Here is an 18,213-nt window from a genome sequence, read left to right on the forward strand (position 1 = left end):
ATTTTTAGAGGATAACATGTTGATTTCACAGACTATCCAGCCTCGTCGTACGCTGCTCGTGCTTGCTTTGGGCATTGTATTGAGTGCCTGCGGAAAATCATCCAACGAACAAGCCCCGGCGGCGGGCGCGATGCCAGCCATGCCGGTGACCACGCAAACGGTGACAGCAGAAACTGTGCCGGTGCAAACCGAAGTGGTGGCACAAACTGAAGGTGCTAAGCAAATTGAAGTGCGTCCACGTGTGGGCGGCATTGTGTTAAAACGTTTGTATCAAGAAGGCGAATCGGTGAAAGCCGGTCAGGATATGTTCCTGATTGACCCGGTGCCTTTCCAGTTGCAGGTTGAGCAGGCAAGAGCGTTAATTGCGCAGCAAAAAGCCCGCATTGAGCAAACTGCGCGTGAAGCGCAACGGTTGAAAGGCTTGCTGGAAACAAAATCTATCAGTCAGCGCGAGTATGACAATGCGGCCTCTGATAACTCGGTGGCGGCAGCGACGTTGCTGCAATACCAGGCGCAATTGCGTGAAGCTGAACTAAACTTGTCTTATACCCATGTTAAAGCACCAGAAAGCGGTATTGCTGGGCGTTTTGTGTTGTCTGAAGGTGCGCTGGCAAGTGCAAACACCACGTTGCTGAGTACGATTGTACAAGTCTCGCCAATTTGGGTGCGTTTCAGTTTGTCTGAGTCTGATTTACTGACGCTGGGCGGCCATTTGCGTCCAGGCCGTGTGCAGGATGTGCGACTGATTCTGGCGGATAACAGTGAGTATCCACAGTCAGGCAAACTCAACTTTTCTGCCAGCCAGATTGACCCGGCTTTAGGGACACAACAGTTACGCGCTGAGTTTCAAAACGCTGATCACGCCTTGTTGCCAGGACAGTTTGTGCGCGTGCGCCTGACTACTGGTCAACGCGATGGCGTGTTCCTGATTCCGCAAACTGCGATATTGACCGGTCAGCAAGGTAAATTTATCTTTGTGGCTGAAAAAGACAAAGAAGGCAAAACCGTGGCTGCCGTGCGGCCGATTGTGGCTGGTGGTTGGTTTAATGATCGCTGGATTGTGCTGAATGGTTTGAAAGCAGGTGACCAGGTGATTGTTGATAACCTGATCAAAGTCCGTCCAGGCGCGCCGGTGGCACCGCATGCGGCAGACGCTGCGCCAGCAGGCGAACAAGCCAAAAGCTAATTTGGTAAGTGCTTAATGTTGTTTTCGATTTAATCATGTTATCTGGGGCCTGAGTCTAACTTCAGGCCCGTCTCAGGAAAAACGATATGACCCGATTTTTTATCACACGGCCGATTTTTGCCAGCGTGCTGTCTATCATCATCGTGTTGGCAGGGTTGGCTGCGGCATTTAAATTGCCGATTGCACAATATCCGCAAATTGCACCGCCAACTGTGTTGATTACGGCCAGCTATCCTGGCGCCAGTGCTGAAACACTGTCTAAAACCGTGGCAGCACCGATTGAAGAGCAGTTAAGTGGGGTGGAAAACCTGCTTTACTTTAACTCAAGCTCAGACAGTAGCGGCACCTTAACCATTACCGCCACGTTTGATATTGGCACCAATGTTGACCAGGCGACGTTTAACGTCAGTAACCGCGTCAATATTGCCTTGCCGCGCTTGCCAGAAGACGTGCGCAGGACCGGCGTTGTAGTGCAAAAGCGCTCCAACGACATCTTGTTGGTGGTGATGCTGATCTCCAAGAAAAAAGAGCATGACCGCTTGTTCTTGAGTAACTATGCCACGCTGAATGTGCTGGATGAGTTTAAACGCATCAAGGGCGTGGGCGATGTCACTATTTTTGGTGGCCAGGATTACTCTATGCGCGTCTGGTTGCGTCCTGACCGTATGGCGCAACTGGGGGTGTCTACCAGTGATATTTCTGCCGCCATTGGCGCGCAAAACGCGCAGTATGCGGCAGGTAAAATTGGTGCCGAGCCAGCCACGCCTAATCAGCAACTGGCGTTTACCGTCACTGCCAAAGGCCGTTTAATCGAGCCAGAAGAGTTCGGTAATATTATTATTCGTGCGCAAGGCCCTAACGGCGTGCTGCGCCTGAAAGATGTCGCGCGTATTGAGTTGGGTGCACAAACCTACAACGTGGCGTCTGCCCTCAATGGACAGCCTGGGGTTGCGTTGCCTATCTTTTTGCAAACGGGTGCGAATGCGCTCGAAACTGCCGAAGCCATCAAGGCCAAAGTGGACGAGTTGAAGCTCAAGTTTCCTGAAGGCATGGACTACAACATTCCATATGACACCAGTGACTTTGTAAAAGCGACCATCAAAGAAGTGTTTCATACCTTTGGCGAAGCGCTGCTTCTAGTGGTGCTGGTGGTGTTCCTGTTCTTGCAAAGCTGGCGCGCAACCTTGATTCCGATGATCGCAGTGCCGATTTCTATTATCGGTACGTTTGCCGGTTTGTATCTGTTTGGATTCTCAATCAACCTGCTTACCTTGTTTGCCATGATTCTGGCGATTGGTATTGTGGTGGATGACGCGATTGTGGTGCTCGAAAACACCGAGCGTCTGATGAAGGAAGAAAACCTGAACCCGCTGCATGCGGCCATTAAATCTATTGCCCAGGTACAAGCGGCGGTGGTGGCGATTGTACTGGTGCTGTGCGCGGTGTTTGTGCCGGTGGCTTTCCAGGGCGGTATTGCTGGTGAGTTGTATCGCCAGTTTGCGGTAACAGTGGCTATTTCTGTGGTGATTTCAGGCGTGGTGGCGTTGACGTTAACGCCAGCCCTGTGCGCCATGATTTTGAAAAATGGCCACCATGAAAACGCCTTTTTCAGAAAATTTAACCGTGGTTTTAGCCGCTTGACCAACTTGTATACCGGCACGGTTAACCTGACCCTGCATCACAAAATTATTGGTGCGGTAGTGTTTGGTGCCATGGTTGTTGTCATGATTTTCTTGTTCCGTGCCGTGCCAGGTGGTTTTGTACCGCCAGAAGATCAAGGCTATGTGATCAGCATTGTGGTGATGCCGGATGGCGCAACCTTGAAACGTACGTCGCAAACCACAGAAAATATTCGTGCGACGATTGCCAAAGATCCGGCCACTGCGCATGAATTTGCTGTGAACGGCTTTGAATTGCTGACCGGCGCTAACAAAACCAATGCTGCCACTATGTTTGTGCGTATGACAGACTGGGATAAACGCACCACCAATGCTGACCAAATGGTGGGCAAACTGATTGGCATCGGCATGAGTCAGCCAGACGGTTTGAGCTTTGCGGTGAACCCGCCAGCAATTCGTGGCCTGGGTTCTGCCGGTGGGTTTGAGGTGTATGTACAAAGCCATGGTGATACCGATCCGATCAAGCTGGCGCAAGTCATGAATAACTTTATGGATGCGATGCGTGCGAGTCCGCAATTGACCGGTATTAACAGCTTCTTCCGCCCAACCGTGCCGCAGTTGTTTATTGAGGTAGATGAAGCCAAGGCGCTGTCACAAAACGTGAAAATTGCGGATATTTACGCGACCTTGCAAAGCACCATGGGTTCGCTTTACGTTAACGACTTTAACCGTAGTGGCCGTACTTATCGAGTGCAGTTGCAAGCCGAGGCTGAGTACCGCATGAAGCCGGAAGACTTGGGCAAGGTGTATGTGCGTAGCCAGCCAACGGAAGATAATCCTAACGGCAATATGGTGCCGATGTCTGCCCTGGCCAAGGTCAGCAATATTGTCGGTGCCGAGCAGTTAGAACGTTACAACGGCTTGCTGTCTGCCAAAGTATTTGGTAGCGGTGCGCCAGGTGTGAGCTCGGGCGACGCGATCAAGCTGGTGGAAAAGATTGCCAAGGAAAACCTGCCGGATGGTTACCAGATTGCCTGGACTGGTCAGGCTTATCAGGAGAATCGTACTGGTTCTGCCGCGCTGGTTGCCTTTGCGTTTGCGACCATCATGGTGTTCTTGATTCTGGCGGCACAGTTTGAAACCTGGGCATTGCCATTAGCGGTGATTATGGCGATTCCGTTCGCGATGACAGGGGCCTTGATCGCCGTGCTGACACGTGGCATGAACAACGACATTTACTTCCAGATCGGGCTGATTACGCTGATCGGTTTGGCGGCTAAAAACGCGATTCTGATCGTGGAGTTTGCCTCGCAAAAAATGGAAGAAGGCATGCCGTTGGCTGAGGCTGCACTGGAAGCTGCACGCTTGCGTTTCAGACCGATTGTGATGACGTCGATGGCGTTTATGCTGGGGATTATCCCGCTGGTATTCGCGACCGGTGCGGGTGCGGCAGCGCGTCAATCCATGGGGACTGGTGTGTTTGGCGGTATGCTGCTGGCGACCTTTATTGCCACTATCTTTATCCCGTTGTTCTTTACCTGGCTGACCAATGAGAAAAAAGTGCGTCACCATGGGCATATTGTAGAAGAGGAATCGGTATGAAACCGACCATAAAATTTGCATTAAAACCATTACAGCAGTCATTGCTGCTGGGGCTGCTGACCTTGTCTATGACTGGTTGCCAGATGCTGGGTGATTTGTATTCGCGTCCGGCGCCACAATTGCCAGCCGAATATGGCGCTACGGGTGCCAACGCACTCAGCGCCGAGCAGCAACTGACCTTGCAACAATGGTGGACCTTGTTTAATGACAGCCAGTTGAACCAATTGGTAGACACGGCATTAGCCAAAAACAATAACGTGCAACTGGCGGTTGCACGCATTGAAGAGGCAGATGCGCAAATGCGCGAAATTGGTGCCAATTTGCTACCTACCGTGACAGCCACAGGCTCCGGTTTGCGTAACCGCGTCACCGAGTCTGGCGTGTTTCCGGTGTTTGGTAACAACCCGCGTAAAACCTACAAAGTTGGTTTGAACGGCAGCTATGAGCTCGACCTGTGGGGTAAATTGCGCCGCGCCAATGAAGCTGCACGTGCGCAGTTATTGGCGACACGTTATGCCAAAGAGGCCGTGACCTGGTCACTCTCTAGCCTGGTGGCGAATCATTACCTGATGATACGCAGCCTGGATGCGCAATTGCTGGTTAACGAACAAAACCTCAAAACCGCACAAGACAGCCTCGACTTGGCCAAACGCCGGGTCGAAGGCGGTGTGTCGACTATCCTGGATGCCCACCAGGCCGAATTGGTGGTGACCACATTGCAAACGCAAACGTTGGAATTGAAGCGTTTGCGTGCCTTGAGTGAGCATCAACTTGGTTTGCTGACTAATGACCTGGGCTTAAAAATTGCCGCTGGTGACCTGATGACCATGCCAACGCCACCCGTCGCGCCAACCGGTTTGCCTTCTGCGTTGATGGAAGCCAGACCGGATGTGCGCCAGGCAGAGCAGGACATGGTTTCAGCCAATGCTAATATTGCCGTGGCACGTGCCGCGTTTTACCCTAGCATTTCGCTATCAACGACTTACGGTGGTGAGAGTATCGCGCTCAACAACTTGCTCAAATCACCCGCACGCGTGTGGTCACTGGGGCTTGATATTAGTATGCCGATTTTCAACGGTGGTCGTCTGAATGCCCGTTTAGATCAGGCGACGGCACAGCAAAAACAAGTGCTGGCAACCTATCAAAGCACCTTGCAAACCGCCTTTACCGAGGTGAGTGATGCGCTGGTGAACGCGCAGCAATACCGCGAGCAGGAGGCATTGGCCGAGTCCAAAGAAAAAACCACTGGCAATATTCTGCGCGTTGCAAAAAATCGCTACGAGGCAGGTTATACCAGCTACCTTGAGGTGCTCGATGCACAGCGCAACCATAATGAGGCCACGCAAGCGGTTGTACAGAGTCGCCAGAACACATTAACCGCTTCGGTTGATTTGTTCAAAGCATTGGGCGGCGGCTGGAAGCCAGAGAGCGTCACAGCCGAAGCCGAGTCTAAGAAATAACGCGCTAAAAAGTCATTCTTTTGTTGTATGTGTGAGCTAGCCGGGCTAACGAGGTTTCGTTAGCCCGGTTTTTTATTGGCTAGGCAAAAGCTGCGGGCGCCTTTAAGATGCGGGCATGACCACACCTTCTTTAAAGCATATTGCGTTTGCCAGTTTCATTGGCACCGCTATTGAGTTCTACGATTTTTATATTTACGCCATGGCGGCTGCGTTGGTGATCGGGCAAGTATTTTTTCCTGCGGGTGACCCCGCTATTCAATCTTTAAATGCCTTACTTACTTTTGGCCTGGCGTTTATTGCGCGGCCCGTCGGCGCTTTGTTGTTTGGCCACTTTGGTGACCGCATTGGTCGTAAATCAACACTGGCGGCCTCTTTGCTGGTGATGGGTAGCGCGACTTTTTTGATTGGTGTGCTGCCTGGCTATGCCAGTTGGGGTGTCTGGGCGCCTATCGTGCTTTGTCTGCTCAGGGTTGCGCAAGGCATCGGCCTCGGCGGCGAATGGGCCGGGGCCGCATTGCTGGCGACCGAGTATGCCCCCGCGCACAAACGTGGCTGGTATGGCATGTTTCCGCAACTGGGGCCGTCGATTGGGTTTTTACTGGCGACACTGACATTTTTAGGCTTGAGTGTGTGCTTGAGTGACAGCCAGTTTGAGCAATGGGGATGGCGCGTGCCGTTTATCATCAGTGCGGCGCTAGTGATGGTGGGCTTGTATGTCAGATTTAAACTGGCCGAAACGCCAGTGTTTGCACAGGCGCAATCGGCACAGCATTTGCACCGCTGGCCGTTAAAGGCGCTGTTGTTGCAACACGGGCGTGCGATTGTGCTGGGTGCGCTGGCCATGGCAGTGTGTTACCACCTGTTTTACACGGCGACGGTATTTTGCCTGAGCTATGGCACACAAACCCTGCATATACCGCGACCATTGTTTTTGGGCTTGCTGTGTATTGCTGTGCTCGGTATGGCGCTTGCCACACCGCTCGCTGCCTGGTGGGCCGACCGCATCGGCAGGCGCCCGGTGCTGATGATAGGGCAAATGCTGGCGGTGATGCTTGGTTTTGCGCTGGCCCCTATGCTGGGCAGCGGTGATAGCTTATGTATCGTACTGTTTTTATTTGCGGCCCTGTTTTTGATGGGGGTGACGTTTGCGCCCATGGGCGCTTTTTTGCCCGAGCAGTTTCCGGTGGCGGTGCGTTATAGCGGCGCAGGCCTCAGCTACCAGTTGGGCGGTATTTTAGGCGCGTCTTTTGCGCCAGCCGTTGCACAGTTTTTGGTGCAGCAAGGTGGCTTGCCCTGGGTAGGGGCGTATATGTCGCTGATGGCCTTGATTAGTCTGTTGGCCGTGTGGCACATGACCTCGCCCGCAGTGCTGGCAGACTAAGCTGCAAGCACTGTGCTTGTTCGCATCTGTTCTTGTGCTGGTAGCAGGTATAATGCAATTTTTCTCACGGTGACACGGTATGTTTACCCATCCGGGCTTTAACCCTATTGCATTGCAAATCGGCAGTTTCGGCATTCACTGGTACGGCTTGATGTATCTGGTCGGTTTTTTTGGTGGCTTATGGCTGGGACAATATCAGGTCAACCGTTTGCGTAGGCTCGACGCCGCATCACCCTGGCAAGCACGTGACCCGGACGATATGCTGTTTTACATCGCGCTGGGCGTAGTGTTTGGTGGCCGTTTGGGCTATGTGCTGTTTTACCAGCCTGCGTATTTTTTGCAGCACCCGCTGGAAATTTTTGCGCTGTGGCAAGGTGGTATGTCGTTCCACGGTGGGTTTATCGGTGTCATGCTGGCGATGGCTTTGTTTGCGCGCAAACGTGGTGTGGTCTGGTTACAATTGATGGATTTTGTCGCGCCATTGGTGCCAATTGGCCTGGGGGCAGGGCGTTTAGGTAACTTTATCAACGCTGAGTTGTGGGGGCGCCCGACCAATGCCGATTGGGGCATGGTGTTTCCTGCCGTTGACCAGTTAGCGCGCCATCCGTCGCAGTTATATGAATTCGCGCTGGAAGGCATCGCGCTGTTTCTGATTTTATGGTTGTTTGCCGGTAAAAAGCGACCAATAGGCGCTGTCTCAGCCATGTTTTTGCTAGGCTATGGCAGCTTTAGATTTATTGTCGAATTTACGCGTGAGCCGGACAGCTTTTTAGGCCTGTTATCACTGGGTTTGAGTATGGGGCAGTGGCTGTGCGTGCCCATGATTCTGGTCGGGCTGGGCATGATGCGCTGGGCGTATCGCAACCCTTAATTAAGGGTTGAATCTGGCTGTGTGGCTAACTCCAGGGCGCTCAGCCAGTGTATGGCATAGTCACGCGGCTGTTGCGTATCGCCGCACATCTCCAGGCTGGGCTGCAGGCCACCACAAAATGCTGGTCGTTCCGGTTTGCCAAACAGCTTGCATCTGAATAACTCATCTAGTTGCACACAGGCCACCCCGGCTGGCTTGCCATGCGGCATGCCAGGGATGGCGCTGTTAATAGATGGCGCAATACAACATGCGCCACATTGCGGACGACAGTCCACGGATTAAACATCCACCCAGGGGTAGCCGAGTGCTGAGACCCCTGCCTTTAAATCCTGCATGGCCTGTTTCACCGCGTCACTTTGTCCTTTTAGCCCGACTTCAGTGGTGCGGCGTTGATTGGTGCGCGGCAAGCTGAACAGCTTGAGCATGGGGTAACGGCTGAGCACCTGATGCATTAAATCAATCAGGTCGCTTTCACCCGCCTCAGTCACCACAATGGCTTGTTCCAGGTAGTCTGCTGTATGAAACAGGTGACTGTAATAAGTATCGAGCACCCATTCGACCATCGGGTGCGCCATTTCAGGAAAGCCCGGCACAAAATAATGCTGATTCAAGCTGAATCCCGCTACGCGGTTAACCGGGTTAGGAATCAGATCGCAACCTTGCGGAAATTCGGCCATCAACACGCGCTTAGGGTAGGCGCCTTCACCATACTGCGCTTCGATATTGGCCACCGCACCGGCATGGCGTTCAATGTTGACACCCGCAGCGGCAGCGGCACATTGCCGGGTATGGTCATCTGGCGTGGCCCCTATGCCGCCAAAACTAAACACGACATCGCCGCGCGCCATACTTGCTTTGAGGTGACTGGTAATTTGGTCGGGAATATCGCCAATAAAATGTGCCCAACTCAGTTGCAATCCGCGGGCTGACAGCAGGGCAATCACTTTGCTTAAATGGGCGTCCTGACGTTTGCCAGAGAGGATTTCATCGCCAATAATATAAATACCAAACTGATTCATGGTTAATTTGCGTAAATGTGTTTTGAAAGTGTTTTTCAAGGTCATCATAATACCAGTCAGCGCTTTTAAATTTGTTTTGTCGTGAAACACGCATCACAAAAATTAATTAGCGCCAGCAGTGTGTGCAAGCGCGGGCTGAGTTGAGCCGCTGCACCACGCCCTGACAAAGTCACCATGTGTGATTGGATAACAGCAATTGACGAACTTTTTGTTTGATTTTGTGAGTCCAGCAGGTGCCATCATCCTCTCCCGTTATGCAGGATGGATGGTCGCTTTGTCTTATTTTATTGCCGTGGTTGCTTCTATCTTAGCCATGCATCTGGCCGACCTGGCCACACAGTTTCAGTTAAAAAGAGATCAAAAGGTTGCGCTGCTGAGTGGCGCCATTGCATTGGGTGCCGCCGTCTGGAGCATGCATTTTTTAGGCATGCTGGCATTCGAGCTTTGCGTCACTGTGAAATATGCGCCGCTGCCCACCTTGCTCTCGATTTTGCCCGCGTTTGTCGCCTCCTGGGCGGCGATGCGCTGGATCTCGCACACTGAGCGCGGCGTCAAACATTTATGGTTAGGTGGCGTCATTATTGGCCTGGGCATTGGTGTCATGCACTACAGCGGCATGTTAGCCATTCGCACTGCCGCCACCATGACATTCAAACCATGGTGGGTCATGATGTCTGTGGTGGTTGCGGTGTTGTTGGCCGTACTCGCCTTATGGTTTAGGCAGCAATGTGAGCGGTTACAACGGCTACGCGCCTGGCGCCACCTAGTGAGCGGGTTGGTAATGGGGGCAGCCATTACGCTGATGCATTATGTTGGCATGGCAGCCGCCACGTTTGTGGGCATCGCCGAATTTGTCGAACCAGCACCAACCGTAGACCGCTGGTATCTGTCTACACTGGTGACCTTGGGGGCCATGACCTTGATCGGTGCTGCCATGGCGCAAAATATGATTGCCAGGCAACGTCAGCTAGGCCGTGATTTGCAATTCAAAGAACATCAAATGCGGGTGATCTTTCAAAACTCGATTGATGCCATTGTCATCACCGATGCCAAGGGCTTTATCAACATGGTCAATCGCGCCTTTGAGGGTATGTTTGGTTATCAGGCGCAGTTGATTATCGGCAAACATATTTCAAAAATGATCCCCGATTGGAAACAGTTGAATGCCTATGCCAAAAAACGCAGGCAACTGGATACGACTGAAAAAATGGTGGCCGAGCGCAAAGGCTTTCATGCCGATGGCCACGAAATCCCGCTCAGGATTGCGCTGACCCGCGTGGTTGAAAATGAATCCAATTTTTGTATTAGTTTTTTGATGGACATGACCGCGTTTCACACCCAGCAAAACGCGCTGGAAAAACTGCTGACCGAGGACCCGTTGACTGGATTGTTTAATCGGCGTGGCTTACTCAGCCTGATGCGAGGCATTGCCAGCGGCGCGCATGCGCACAACGTGAATCGCGGCATGATTTTACTGTTTTTGGATTTAGACGGATTTAAAGCCGTGAATGACCAGCTAGGACATGCCGCAGGTGATGAGGTCTTGATCACGGTCTCACAACGCATCCCCAGCGTGCTGCGTGAGGATGATATGGTGTGCCGGTATGGCGGCGATGAGTTCGTGATTCTGCTCACCTTCACCGATCACCCGGAAACGCTCGCCAGCAAGATTGCAGACAAGCTGATCGACACCATTCAAAAAACCATCAGGCTGCAATCCGGGCAAGAAATCACGGTTGGTTGCAGTATCGGCGTGGCCTTTGCCTGGCCGCAAAAAAGAGAAGAAATTGAAGCCTTGCTGCAAAAAGCAGATGCGGCGATGTATCAGGCAAAAAAAGGAAATGCTGGAAAAGTCATCTTTTCCAGCATTTAGTGTTTAGATGAAGAGATGCGTTTAGGCTTTTCTGAGCACGCGCGAAATAAAGATCAGGAACACCGCGCCAATGGTAGCCACAATAATGCTACCAACAAGGCCGCCACTGGCACTTAAGCCCAGCAAACCAAACAGCCAGCCACCAACCACCGCGCCCGCAATGCCTAAAATCAAATCCCAGATCAGGCCAAAGCCATCACCCTTCATAATCAGACCAGCCAGCCAACCTGCAATAATACCAACGACTATTGTCCAAAGCATGTGAATCTCCCTTTGTTGTTGTGATGAAACCGTATGCTAACCAAAGTGGTTGCTGCAATCTGTCAGTGGTTGTAGGAACTGCCTGTCAGAAAAGACTGGCAAGCTGGCGCGCCTCGAGTTATTTTTTTAACCCCACCAGCACCATCGCCACCCCTGCCACCAGCACAATAATGCTCAATGCTTGCGGAATTTCGACGTCTTTAGTGATTTCTGCACTGGCCTCCAGAGAGCCGAGTTTAGCCACGGTTTCTTTGCTTTCATAGCTAAAGCCCTTGAAAACCAATCCAGCTACGCCAAAAGCGACCAAGATAATGCCGATCATAAGCGAAGACTTCATCGCGTACCCTCCAAATAAGTCATGTGATGTATTACCTTAACATACGCTGCAGGTTTAATGTGCGGCTTTGCTGCCAGGTGTTGCTCGCTTAAACCAATCTGCTTGCTGTTTTAATAAACAGCATCATGATCACCCACATTGATAGGAGTGATCTCATTATTTTGAATAATCAACTCCAAGGTAATACGATACGACAGATTGATAGACACAGAGTGCAAGCCGCTTAATTTGCCAGCGAGTGGGTATAAGCGCAATGAGGGGTGATGCGGGTTGGCTTCAAGCAACTGTAATGTTTTTAAGTATTGCGACCGTAACTCAGGATGGCGTTTTAAAAAGCGTGCAGCCCGCTTATTGTATTGCTCGGTAAAAACTAAATTGAAACTCACTTTAGTTCACCGCTATTAAGGCTGATTGAAATGATCCAAACGTGTCAAATGTGCTTCAGCGGATTCTTTGACAAACTTGCCTTCTGCCAAATTAGCGCGACTTTCAGCCAGCGCCGCTTCCAATTCACACTCGCGTAAATAGTGGTACTGCGCTAAGTCCATCACCACATATTTATCTTTGCCACGCACAGAAACAACCACCTCTGTTTGCCCTTCCAGAGAAGCTTCAATGGCGGCAACGCCTTTAGTTTTTAAATCATTTGCGGTCAACTGTTGCATGATTAGCATCCTTAATGGTGCGATTGATCGTATTTTAAACCATATTCTGTGATGCGAAAAATATTAAGAGAGACCGTCACTTATCTCTGCATTTAGGTTGATGATCAACGCATCATTAATGCGCGCTTTCCCAATTGCTGCCGCTACCCACTTCAGCCAGCAACGGTACATCCAGCGTCGCCACACTTTGCATCAGTTTTGGCAGATTTTCCTGAATCAGCGCCAGCTCGGCGTCGGGTACTTCCAGCACCAGTTCATCGTGTACTTGCATGATCAGTTTGGTCTGCAATTTTTCGGCGGTCAGCCATTGGTCGACTGCAATCATGGCCAGTTTGATCAGGTCGGCGGCGGTGCCTTGCATGGGTGCGTTAATGGCTGCGCGTTCGGCGCCGTTGCGGCGTTGCACATTGGCGCTGTTGATTTCGGGCACCCACAGGCGGCGGCCAAAGTAGGTTTCTACATAGCCTTGCTGTTTGGCTAGCGCGCGGGTGTTTTCCATATAGGCTTTCACGCCTGGGTAGCGCGCAAAATAACGTTCGATATAGTTGGCGGCGGCGCTGCGCTCAATGTTGAGGTTTTGTGCCAGGCCGAATGCGCTCATGCCGTAAATGAGGCCGAAGTTGATCACTTTGGCATAGCGGCGCTGTTCGTTGTCGACGGCGGATTTTTCTACGCCGAAGATTTCAGCTGCTGTCGCGCGGTGAATATCTTCATTGTTGGCAAACGCGGTGAGCATGCCTGCATCTTGTGATAAGTGCGCCATGATGCGTAATTCAATTTGTGAATAGTCAGCTGACACGATATGCGCGCCTGCTGGCGCCACAAATGCCTCGCGGATGCGGCGGCCTTCGGCAGTACGCACCGGGATATTCTGCAAGTTGGGGTCAGAGCTCGCCAGGCGGCCGGTAATGGCGACGGCCTGGTTATAGTTGGTGTGCACGCGCCCGGTCTGCGCATTGATCATTTTGGGCAGTTTGTCGGTGTAGGTCGATTTTAGTTTGGCCAGGCTTCTATGTTCCAGAATCACTTTGGGCAAAGGGTGGTCGAGCGCCAGTTCCTGCAACACATCTTCGTCGGTAGACGGTGCGCCAGACGGCGTTTTTTTCAGCGGCTTGATGCCCAATTTACCAAACAGAATCTCTTGCAGTTGTTTGGGGCTGCCGAGGTTAAACGGTTGCCCGGCCAGTTCAAACGCTTGTTTTTCAATGTCTACCAAACGCAGGCCGATTTCATTGCTCTGGCGATTAAGCATATGGCTATCAATCAATACGCCGTTTCGCTCTATGCGTTGCAGCACCTGCATGCTAGGCAATTCAATCTGTTGATAAATAAAATTGAGTTTGTCCGAGGCGCTCACTTGCGGGTAAAGCGCCTGGTGCAACTGTAGCGTAATGTCTGCATCCTCAGCGGCATAGTCAGCAGCTTGCTCAACGGTGACCTGGTTAAAGCTGACTTGTTTAGCCCCTTTGCCTGCGACGGTTTCGTAGCTGATAGGCGCGATGCCTAAGTGGCGTTCACTGAGTTCGTCCATGCCATGGCCTTTGTGGCTCTCAAACACATAAGACTCCAGCAACGTGTCATGCGCCACGCCTTGCAACTGGATGCCGTGATTTGCCAGCACATGCATATCGTATTTGAGGTTTTGGCCCACTTTTTTAATCGCGGCATTTTCCAGCATCGGCTTTAACTTACTCAGTGTGGTTGCCAATGGCAATTGTTCTGGGGCGTCAAAGTAGTCGTGTGTGAGTGGCACGTAAGCCGCTTCGCCGGGTGTCACGCTAAATGAGACGCCAACAATTTTTGCCTGCATGGCGTCGAGTGAGGTGGTTTCAGTGTCAAAACACACCAGTTCTGCTTGCTGTAGCTTTGCGAGCCAAACATCTAAATCAGCCTCGCTGAGGATGGTCTGGTACTGGCGGCGCGTGTCTGGGGTGTAGCTGTGTTCAGGCTGCGATGGTGGCTGGCTGATTGCCGTGCTTGCTGTTGTGTCAGTGGTGCTGCCATCAGCCAGTTTATCCAGATCACGCTTCCAGCTGCGGAATTCAAAATGGTCAAACAAGGCCAGCAGTTTTTCTTTATCTGGCGTTTGCGTTGTCAGTTCGTCAAAGCTTTCACATAAGCCGACATCGCAGCGTATGGTAATCAGCTCACGCGCTGTTGGCAGCCAGGGCAGGGCTTTGCGCAGGTTTTCACCCACGACCCCTTTGATATTGTCGGCATTGGCAATAATGTTATCGAGTGTGCCGTATTCGGTCAGCCATTTGACTGCAGTTTTCGGGCCCACTTTTTCTACGCCGGGCACGTTGTCTGCGGTATCACCGACCAGAATCAGGTAATCAATGATCTTGTCTGGCGGGATGCCAAATTTATTTTCAACACCGGCTACATCCAGCACATCATCGGTTTTGCGGAAGGCGTCACGCATGGTGTTAACGACGGTGATGTGCGCATTGACTAACTGCGTGATGTCTTTGTCACCGGTAGAGATAATGGTTTTAATGCCTTGTTGTTCGGCTTGTTTGGCCAGAGCGCCAATCACGTCATCGGCTTCTACACCTTCTTCAATAATCAAGGGCCAGCCCATCGCACGTATCGTTTCATACAAGGGCTCGATTTGCACGCGCAAGTCATCCGGCATGCTGGCACGATTGGCCTTGTATTCGGCGTAGAGGTCGTCACGGAAGGTTTTGCCTTTGGCGTCGAACACACAGGCGCTGTAGTCAGAGGGGTAATCCTTGTGCAGGCGGCGCAGCATATTGAGCACGCCTTGAATCGCACCAACCGGCTCATTGGCCGAGTTGCGCAAATCAGGCATGGCGTGAAAGGCGCGATAAAGGTAACTGGAACCGTCTACCAGAAGCAAGGTTTTCATTGTGCGTTCTCGTGAATCAAATCAATGGCGTATTTTACGCATTTCAAAGCGACTTCATGTACACTAATTTGGATTGTTATTTGAAAGATAGATGTATGAATAGTCAAAAGCTACCGAGCATGGTGGAGCCGGAGTTGTTGGATGGCGATGATGTTTCCCATGAGTCCTGGCGTGCCTTTGAGATCATGGCCGAGTTTGTTGGGGCAACTGAAAGTCTCAAAGCCATCATGCCTGCCGTGTCCATTTTTGGCAGTGCGCGTACCAAGCCCGACCATCCTTATTATTTGCTCACCGAAGAAATTGCGCGTTTATTGTCAGACTCAGGCTTTAGTGTGATTTCTGGTGGCGGCCCCGGCGTGATGGAGGCAGCCAACAAAGGCGCGTTCCCTGGCCGTGGCGCCAGTGTCGGCTTGAATATCAGGCTGCCGTTCGAGCAGCATGGCAATCCTTATCAGGATATTGGCATCAGCTTTAAATACTTTTTTATGCGCAAGGTGATGTTTGTTAAATATGCCAGCGCCTTTGTGGTGATGCCGGGCGGCTTTGGCACGCTGGACGAGGTGATGGAGGCGATTACGCTGGTGCAAACCGGCAAGAGCCGCAAAATCCCGATTATTTTAGTCGGTAGCCAGTTTTGGGCCGGGCTGGTCGACTGGTTACGCAATACGCTGGTGGCTGAGGGCATGGCGTCTCCTGGCGATATGGACCTGATTCAGATCATTGATGAGCCGCAGCAGATTGTGGATGCAATTTTTAAACACTATGAAACCACCGGTTTTGAGCTCACCCCCACCGAGCGCAAGATGCAGCTTTATCTGTAAATGTTTGCCTGGTTGTGCCCGGTCAGTCTTGCCGGGCATTATTTTGTAAGTTTATTATGAGTGCAGTGACCGCCAGCGCGTGGGTTTTTGCTAGAATAGTCATCACTGACTAAGGAGTCCTCCATGCGTGATTTTTCCCGTTTATTGCTGGCCATCTGCATTGCCGCCATTGCGATGCCAGTATGGGCTGCCGCCCCTAAAGATGCAGAGCTGCTTGAGGAGGTGCCGCCGCCGCCCAAGGTGATTGAAGGGCAGCCGATTGACCAGCCTAGTGTTGCCAAGCGCAAAGATGGCGAAAATGACGTTGAGGAATATAGCCTGAATGGCGAGGTTTATATGGTAAAAGTGACGCCACCAAGTGGTAAGCCTTACTACCTGCATCGCGAAGACCGCAATGGTGACTGGGTGCATGATGGCCCGACACGCCCACTCTCCGTTCCTAAATGGATTCTGTTTCGATTCTAATTCTGATCGCCTGCCATCACTGGCGGGTTAGCACATACCATGTCTGTTTTTACCACCCTGAGTTTAGATGAAGTGCGCCAGTGGCTGACGCCTTTTAATATTGGCGAGTTGCATACCTTGCGCGGCATTGCTGCCGGTATCACCAATACCAATTATTTCGTTGAAACCAGTCAAGCGCGCTTTGTGCTCACTGTGTTTGAAAAAAACGATTTTGATGAGCTGCCCTATTTTGTCCATTTGATGACGCATTTGTCACGCCATGGCATTTTATGCCCGCGGCCAATTGTGGATACTAAAGGCACGGCCTTGCAGCGTATTCACGGCAAACCGGCTTTAATGGTGAGTTGCCTGCAAGGCAGCGATGTCAGTCAGCCCAATTTAAAACAGATTGAGGCCGTGGCAAAGACATTGGCACGCATGCATGTGGCCGGGCTGGATTTTCATGAGCAGTCACACAATCAGCGCGGGCAGGGCTGGCGCGTCATGACCGCGCAACAGGTGATGCCAAAACTGGCGCCAGTACAGCAGCACTTGCTGCAAGAAGAATTAGAGTTTCAGCATGGCCTGGATTTATCACGATTGCCACATGGCGTGATTCATGGTGACTTGTTCCGTGACAATGTGTTGTTCGATGGCGATGCGTTGGGCGGCTTTATTGATTTTTATTATGCTTGCCATGATGTGCTGGCTTACGATATAGCGATTGCGGCCAATGAGTGGTGCGTCGATGCGACTGGCAACTTTGTCGATGACAAGCTGGCGGCCTTTATGAGCGCCTACCAGTCAGAACGGCCATTTACCGAGGCCGAGAAAAAGCATTGGCCTGCCTTGTTGCGTCGCGCTGCCTTGCGTTTCTGGTTATCGCGCCTGTATGATTTTTATTATCCGGTGACCGGTGAGCTGACACATGCCAAAGACCCTGCGTATTTTGAGCGGGTGCTGCTCAATCGCAAAGTTTTAACTTAATGATTCAAGAATATAAAAAAGGGATACACATGACAGAAACCGGGAGCCAACGCGGTGTGCGCTGGGTGAAAGAAAGCGTGGCTTTGTTCCGAACACAGCCGCATGTCTGGATGTTGTGTTCGCTGGCTTATATCGTGATTTTCATGGTCTTGCCCTCATTGCCCATGTTAGGCTTTTTGGGCTTGATTTCAGTGGTCATTTGGCCGGTGTGCATGGCATTGGTGGTGATGTTATACCGCCAGGTAGATTTGCAGGGCAGTATGTCACCGCCGGCGGTATGGCATCAATTGCAACAGCACTTTAAACCATTGGTATTGCTCGGCGCCAGTTGCCTGGTCTATGCCGTATTAGCCACCTATTTGCTTAGCAGCGAGCTTGCTTCACTGATTTCGCATGCGCCAACCAAAGCCGGCATGACCGAGTCACAAATGACGCTGTTTCTTGAAAACACCCTGTCTTTTATCGTCAAGGTGTTACTGCTGTTGCTGCCGTTGTTTATTGCCACCTGGTTTTCGCCCATGCTGATTGCCTTAAATGGCTACCCCTTGCTCAAGGCGATTAAATCCAGCATTGCAGGCATGTTGCAGTACACCGTGCCAATGGGAGTTTCCTGGCTGGTGATGACGATTGGTATGCTGGTGGTGATGCTGGGCTTGGGGCTGGTGATTGGTATTTTAGGCGCGTTAATCCCCATGTTGGCACAGTTGCTGATGCCACTTTTGGTGTTTGCCGCGTTGCTGGTGATTAATGCCTTGATGTTTGCTTTTCAGTACATCAGTTATAAAGACGTTTTTAGAGCTGCTCCGCAGGCATAA

17 protein-coding genes are annotated in these 18,213 nt (G+C 51.6%); 10 read left to right on the forward strand and 7 right to left on the reverse strand.

From position 1 onward, the window contains the following. The first annotated feature begins 16 nt into the window (after positions 1–16). From METH5_RS0108165 to lgt, 5 genes are all read left to right on the forward strand, one after another. Positions 17–1,186: an efflux RND transporter periplasmic adaptor subunit gene (locus METH5_RS0108165; protein ID WP_029148038.1), complete on the forward strand. Its 1,170-nt coding sequence runs from the start codon at positions 17–19 to the stop codon at positions 1,184–1,186. A gap of 86 nt (positions 1,187–1,272) precedes the next feature. Continuing rightward, entirely contained in the window at positions 1,273–4,407 is a 3,135-nt protein-coding gene (locus tag METH5_RS0108170) for an efflux RND transporter permease subunit (protein WP_029148039.1), read from the forward strand. Next, entirely contained in the window at positions 4,404–5,867 is a 1,464-nt protein-coding gene (locus tag METH5_RS0108175; protein WP_051412905.1) for an efflux transporter outer membrane subunit, read from the forward strand. Before METH5_RS0108170 ends, METH5_RS0108175 begins: the two co-directional genes overlap by 4 nt. A 115-nt stretch (positions 5,868–5,982) precedes the next feature. After that, on the forward strand, positions 5,983–7,248 hold the full coding sequence (locus METH5_RS0108180; RefSeq protein ID WP_029148041.1) for an MFS transporter: 1,266 nt from the start codon (positions 5,983–5,985) through the stop codon (positions 7,246–7,248). 79 nt (positions 7,249–7,327) lie between these two features. Beyond that, complete coding sequence (lgt, locus tag METH5_RS0108185) at positions 7,328–8,119, forward strand: prolipoprotein diacylglyceryl transferase (protein WP_029148042.1); 792 nt, start codon at positions 7,328–7,330, stop codon at positions 8,117–8,119. Here lgt and METH5_RS0108190 read toward each other — a convergent pair. Continuing rightward, complete coding sequence (locus METH5_RS0108190) at positions 8,116–8,394, reverse strand: YkgJ family cysteine cluster protein (RefSeq protein WP_081726719.1); 279 nt, start codon at positions 8,392–8,394, stop codon at positions 8,116–8,118. The two genes, lgt and METH5_RS0108190, sit on opposite strands and share 4 nt — an antisense overlap. A 3-nt stretch (positions 8,395–8,397) precedes the next feature. Further along, positions 8,398–9,138, reverse strand: a complete 741-nt coding sequence (locus METH5_RS0108195) for a molybdopterin-binding protein (protein ID WP_029148044.1) — start codon at positions 9,136–9,138, stop codon at positions 8,398–8,400. A 196-nt stretch (positions 9,139–9,334) separates the two neighbouring features. Here METH5_RS0108195 and METH5_RS0108200 point away from each other — a divergent pair, with 196 nt between their 5' ends. After that, complete coding sequence (locus METH5_RS0108200; RefSeq protein ID WP_232410986.1) at positions 9,335–11,011, forward strand: diguanylate cyclase domain-containing protein; 1,677 nt, start codon at positions 9,335–9,337, stop codon at positions 11,009–11,011. A 21-nt stretch (positions 11,012–11,032) separates the two neighbouring features. On the opposite strand, the gene METH5_RS0108205 is transcribed toward METH5_RS0108200, so the two are convergent. From METH5_RS0108205 to polA, 5 genes are all read right to left on the reverse strand, one after another. Next, entirely contained in the window at positions 11,033–11,272 is a 240-nt protein-coding gene (locus tag METH5_RS0108205; protein ID WP_029148046.1) for a GlsB/YeaQ/YmgE family stress response membrane protein, read from the reverse strand. 118 nt (positions 11,273–11,390) lie between these two features. Next, entirely contained in the window at positions 11,391–11,609 is a 219-nt protein-coding gene (locus tag METH5_RS0108210) for a hypothetical protein (protein ID WP_029148047.1), read from the reverse strand. Between the two features lie 110 nt (positions 11,610–11,719). Next, a complete protein-coding gene (locus tag METH5_RS0108215) occupies positions 11,720–11,995 on the reverse strand; it encodes a plasmid stabilization protein (RefSeq protein WP_029148048.1) in 276 nt (91 codons plus the stop codon). 15 nt (positions 11,996–12,010) lie between these two features. Then, a complete protein-coding gene (locus METH5_RS0108220; protein WP_029148049.1) occupies positions 12,011–12,274 on the reverse strand; it encodes a prevent-host-death protein in 264 nt (87 codons plus the stop codon). Between the two features lie 115 nt (positions 12,275–12,389). Continuing rightward, on the reverse strand, positions 12,390–15,146 hold the full coding sequence (gene polA / locus METH5_RS0108225; protein WP_029148050.1) for a DNA polymerase I: 2,757 nt from the start codon (positions 15,144–15,146) through the stop codon (positions 12,390–12,392). Between the two features lie 95 nt (positions 15,147–15,241). Here polA and METH5_RS0108230 point away from each other — a divergent pair, with 95 nt between their 5' ends. The 4 genes from METH5_RS0108230 to METH5_RS0108245 all read left to right on the forward strand — a co-directional run bounded on the left by METH5_RS0108230 (position 15,242) and on the right by METH5_RS0108245 (position 18,213). Continuing rightward, complete coding sequence (locus METH5_RS0108230) at positions 15,242–15,967, forward strand: TIGR00730 family Rossman fold protein (RefSeq protein ID WP_029148051.1); 726 nt, start codon at positions 15,242–15,244, stop codon at positions 15,965–15,967. A 123-nt stretch (positions 15,968–16,090) separates the two neighbouring features. Then, entirely contained in the window at positions 16,091–16,432 is a 342-nt protein-coding gene (locus METH5_RS0108235; protein ID WP_029148052.1) for a DUF2782 domain-containing protein, read from the forward strand. A 39-nt stretch (positions 16,433–16,471) separates the two neighbouring features. Continuing rightward, entirely contained in the window at positions 16,472–17,398 is a 927-nt protein-coding gene (locus tag METH5_RS0108240) for a homoserine kinase (protein ID WP_029148053.1), read from the forward strand. Positions 17,399–17,427: 29 nt separating this feature from the next. Beyond that, positions 17,428–18,213 (forward strand): BPSS1780 family membrane protein, encoded by a 786-nt coding sequence (locus tag METH5_RS0108245; protein WP_029148054.1) that lies wholly within the window; start codon positions 17,428–17,430, stop codon positions 18,211–18,213.

Source organism: Methylophilus sp. 5 (assembly GCF_000515275.1).
Taxonomy (GTDB): Bacteria; Pseudomonadota; Gammaproteobacteria; order Burkholderiales; family Methylophilaceae; genus Methylophilus.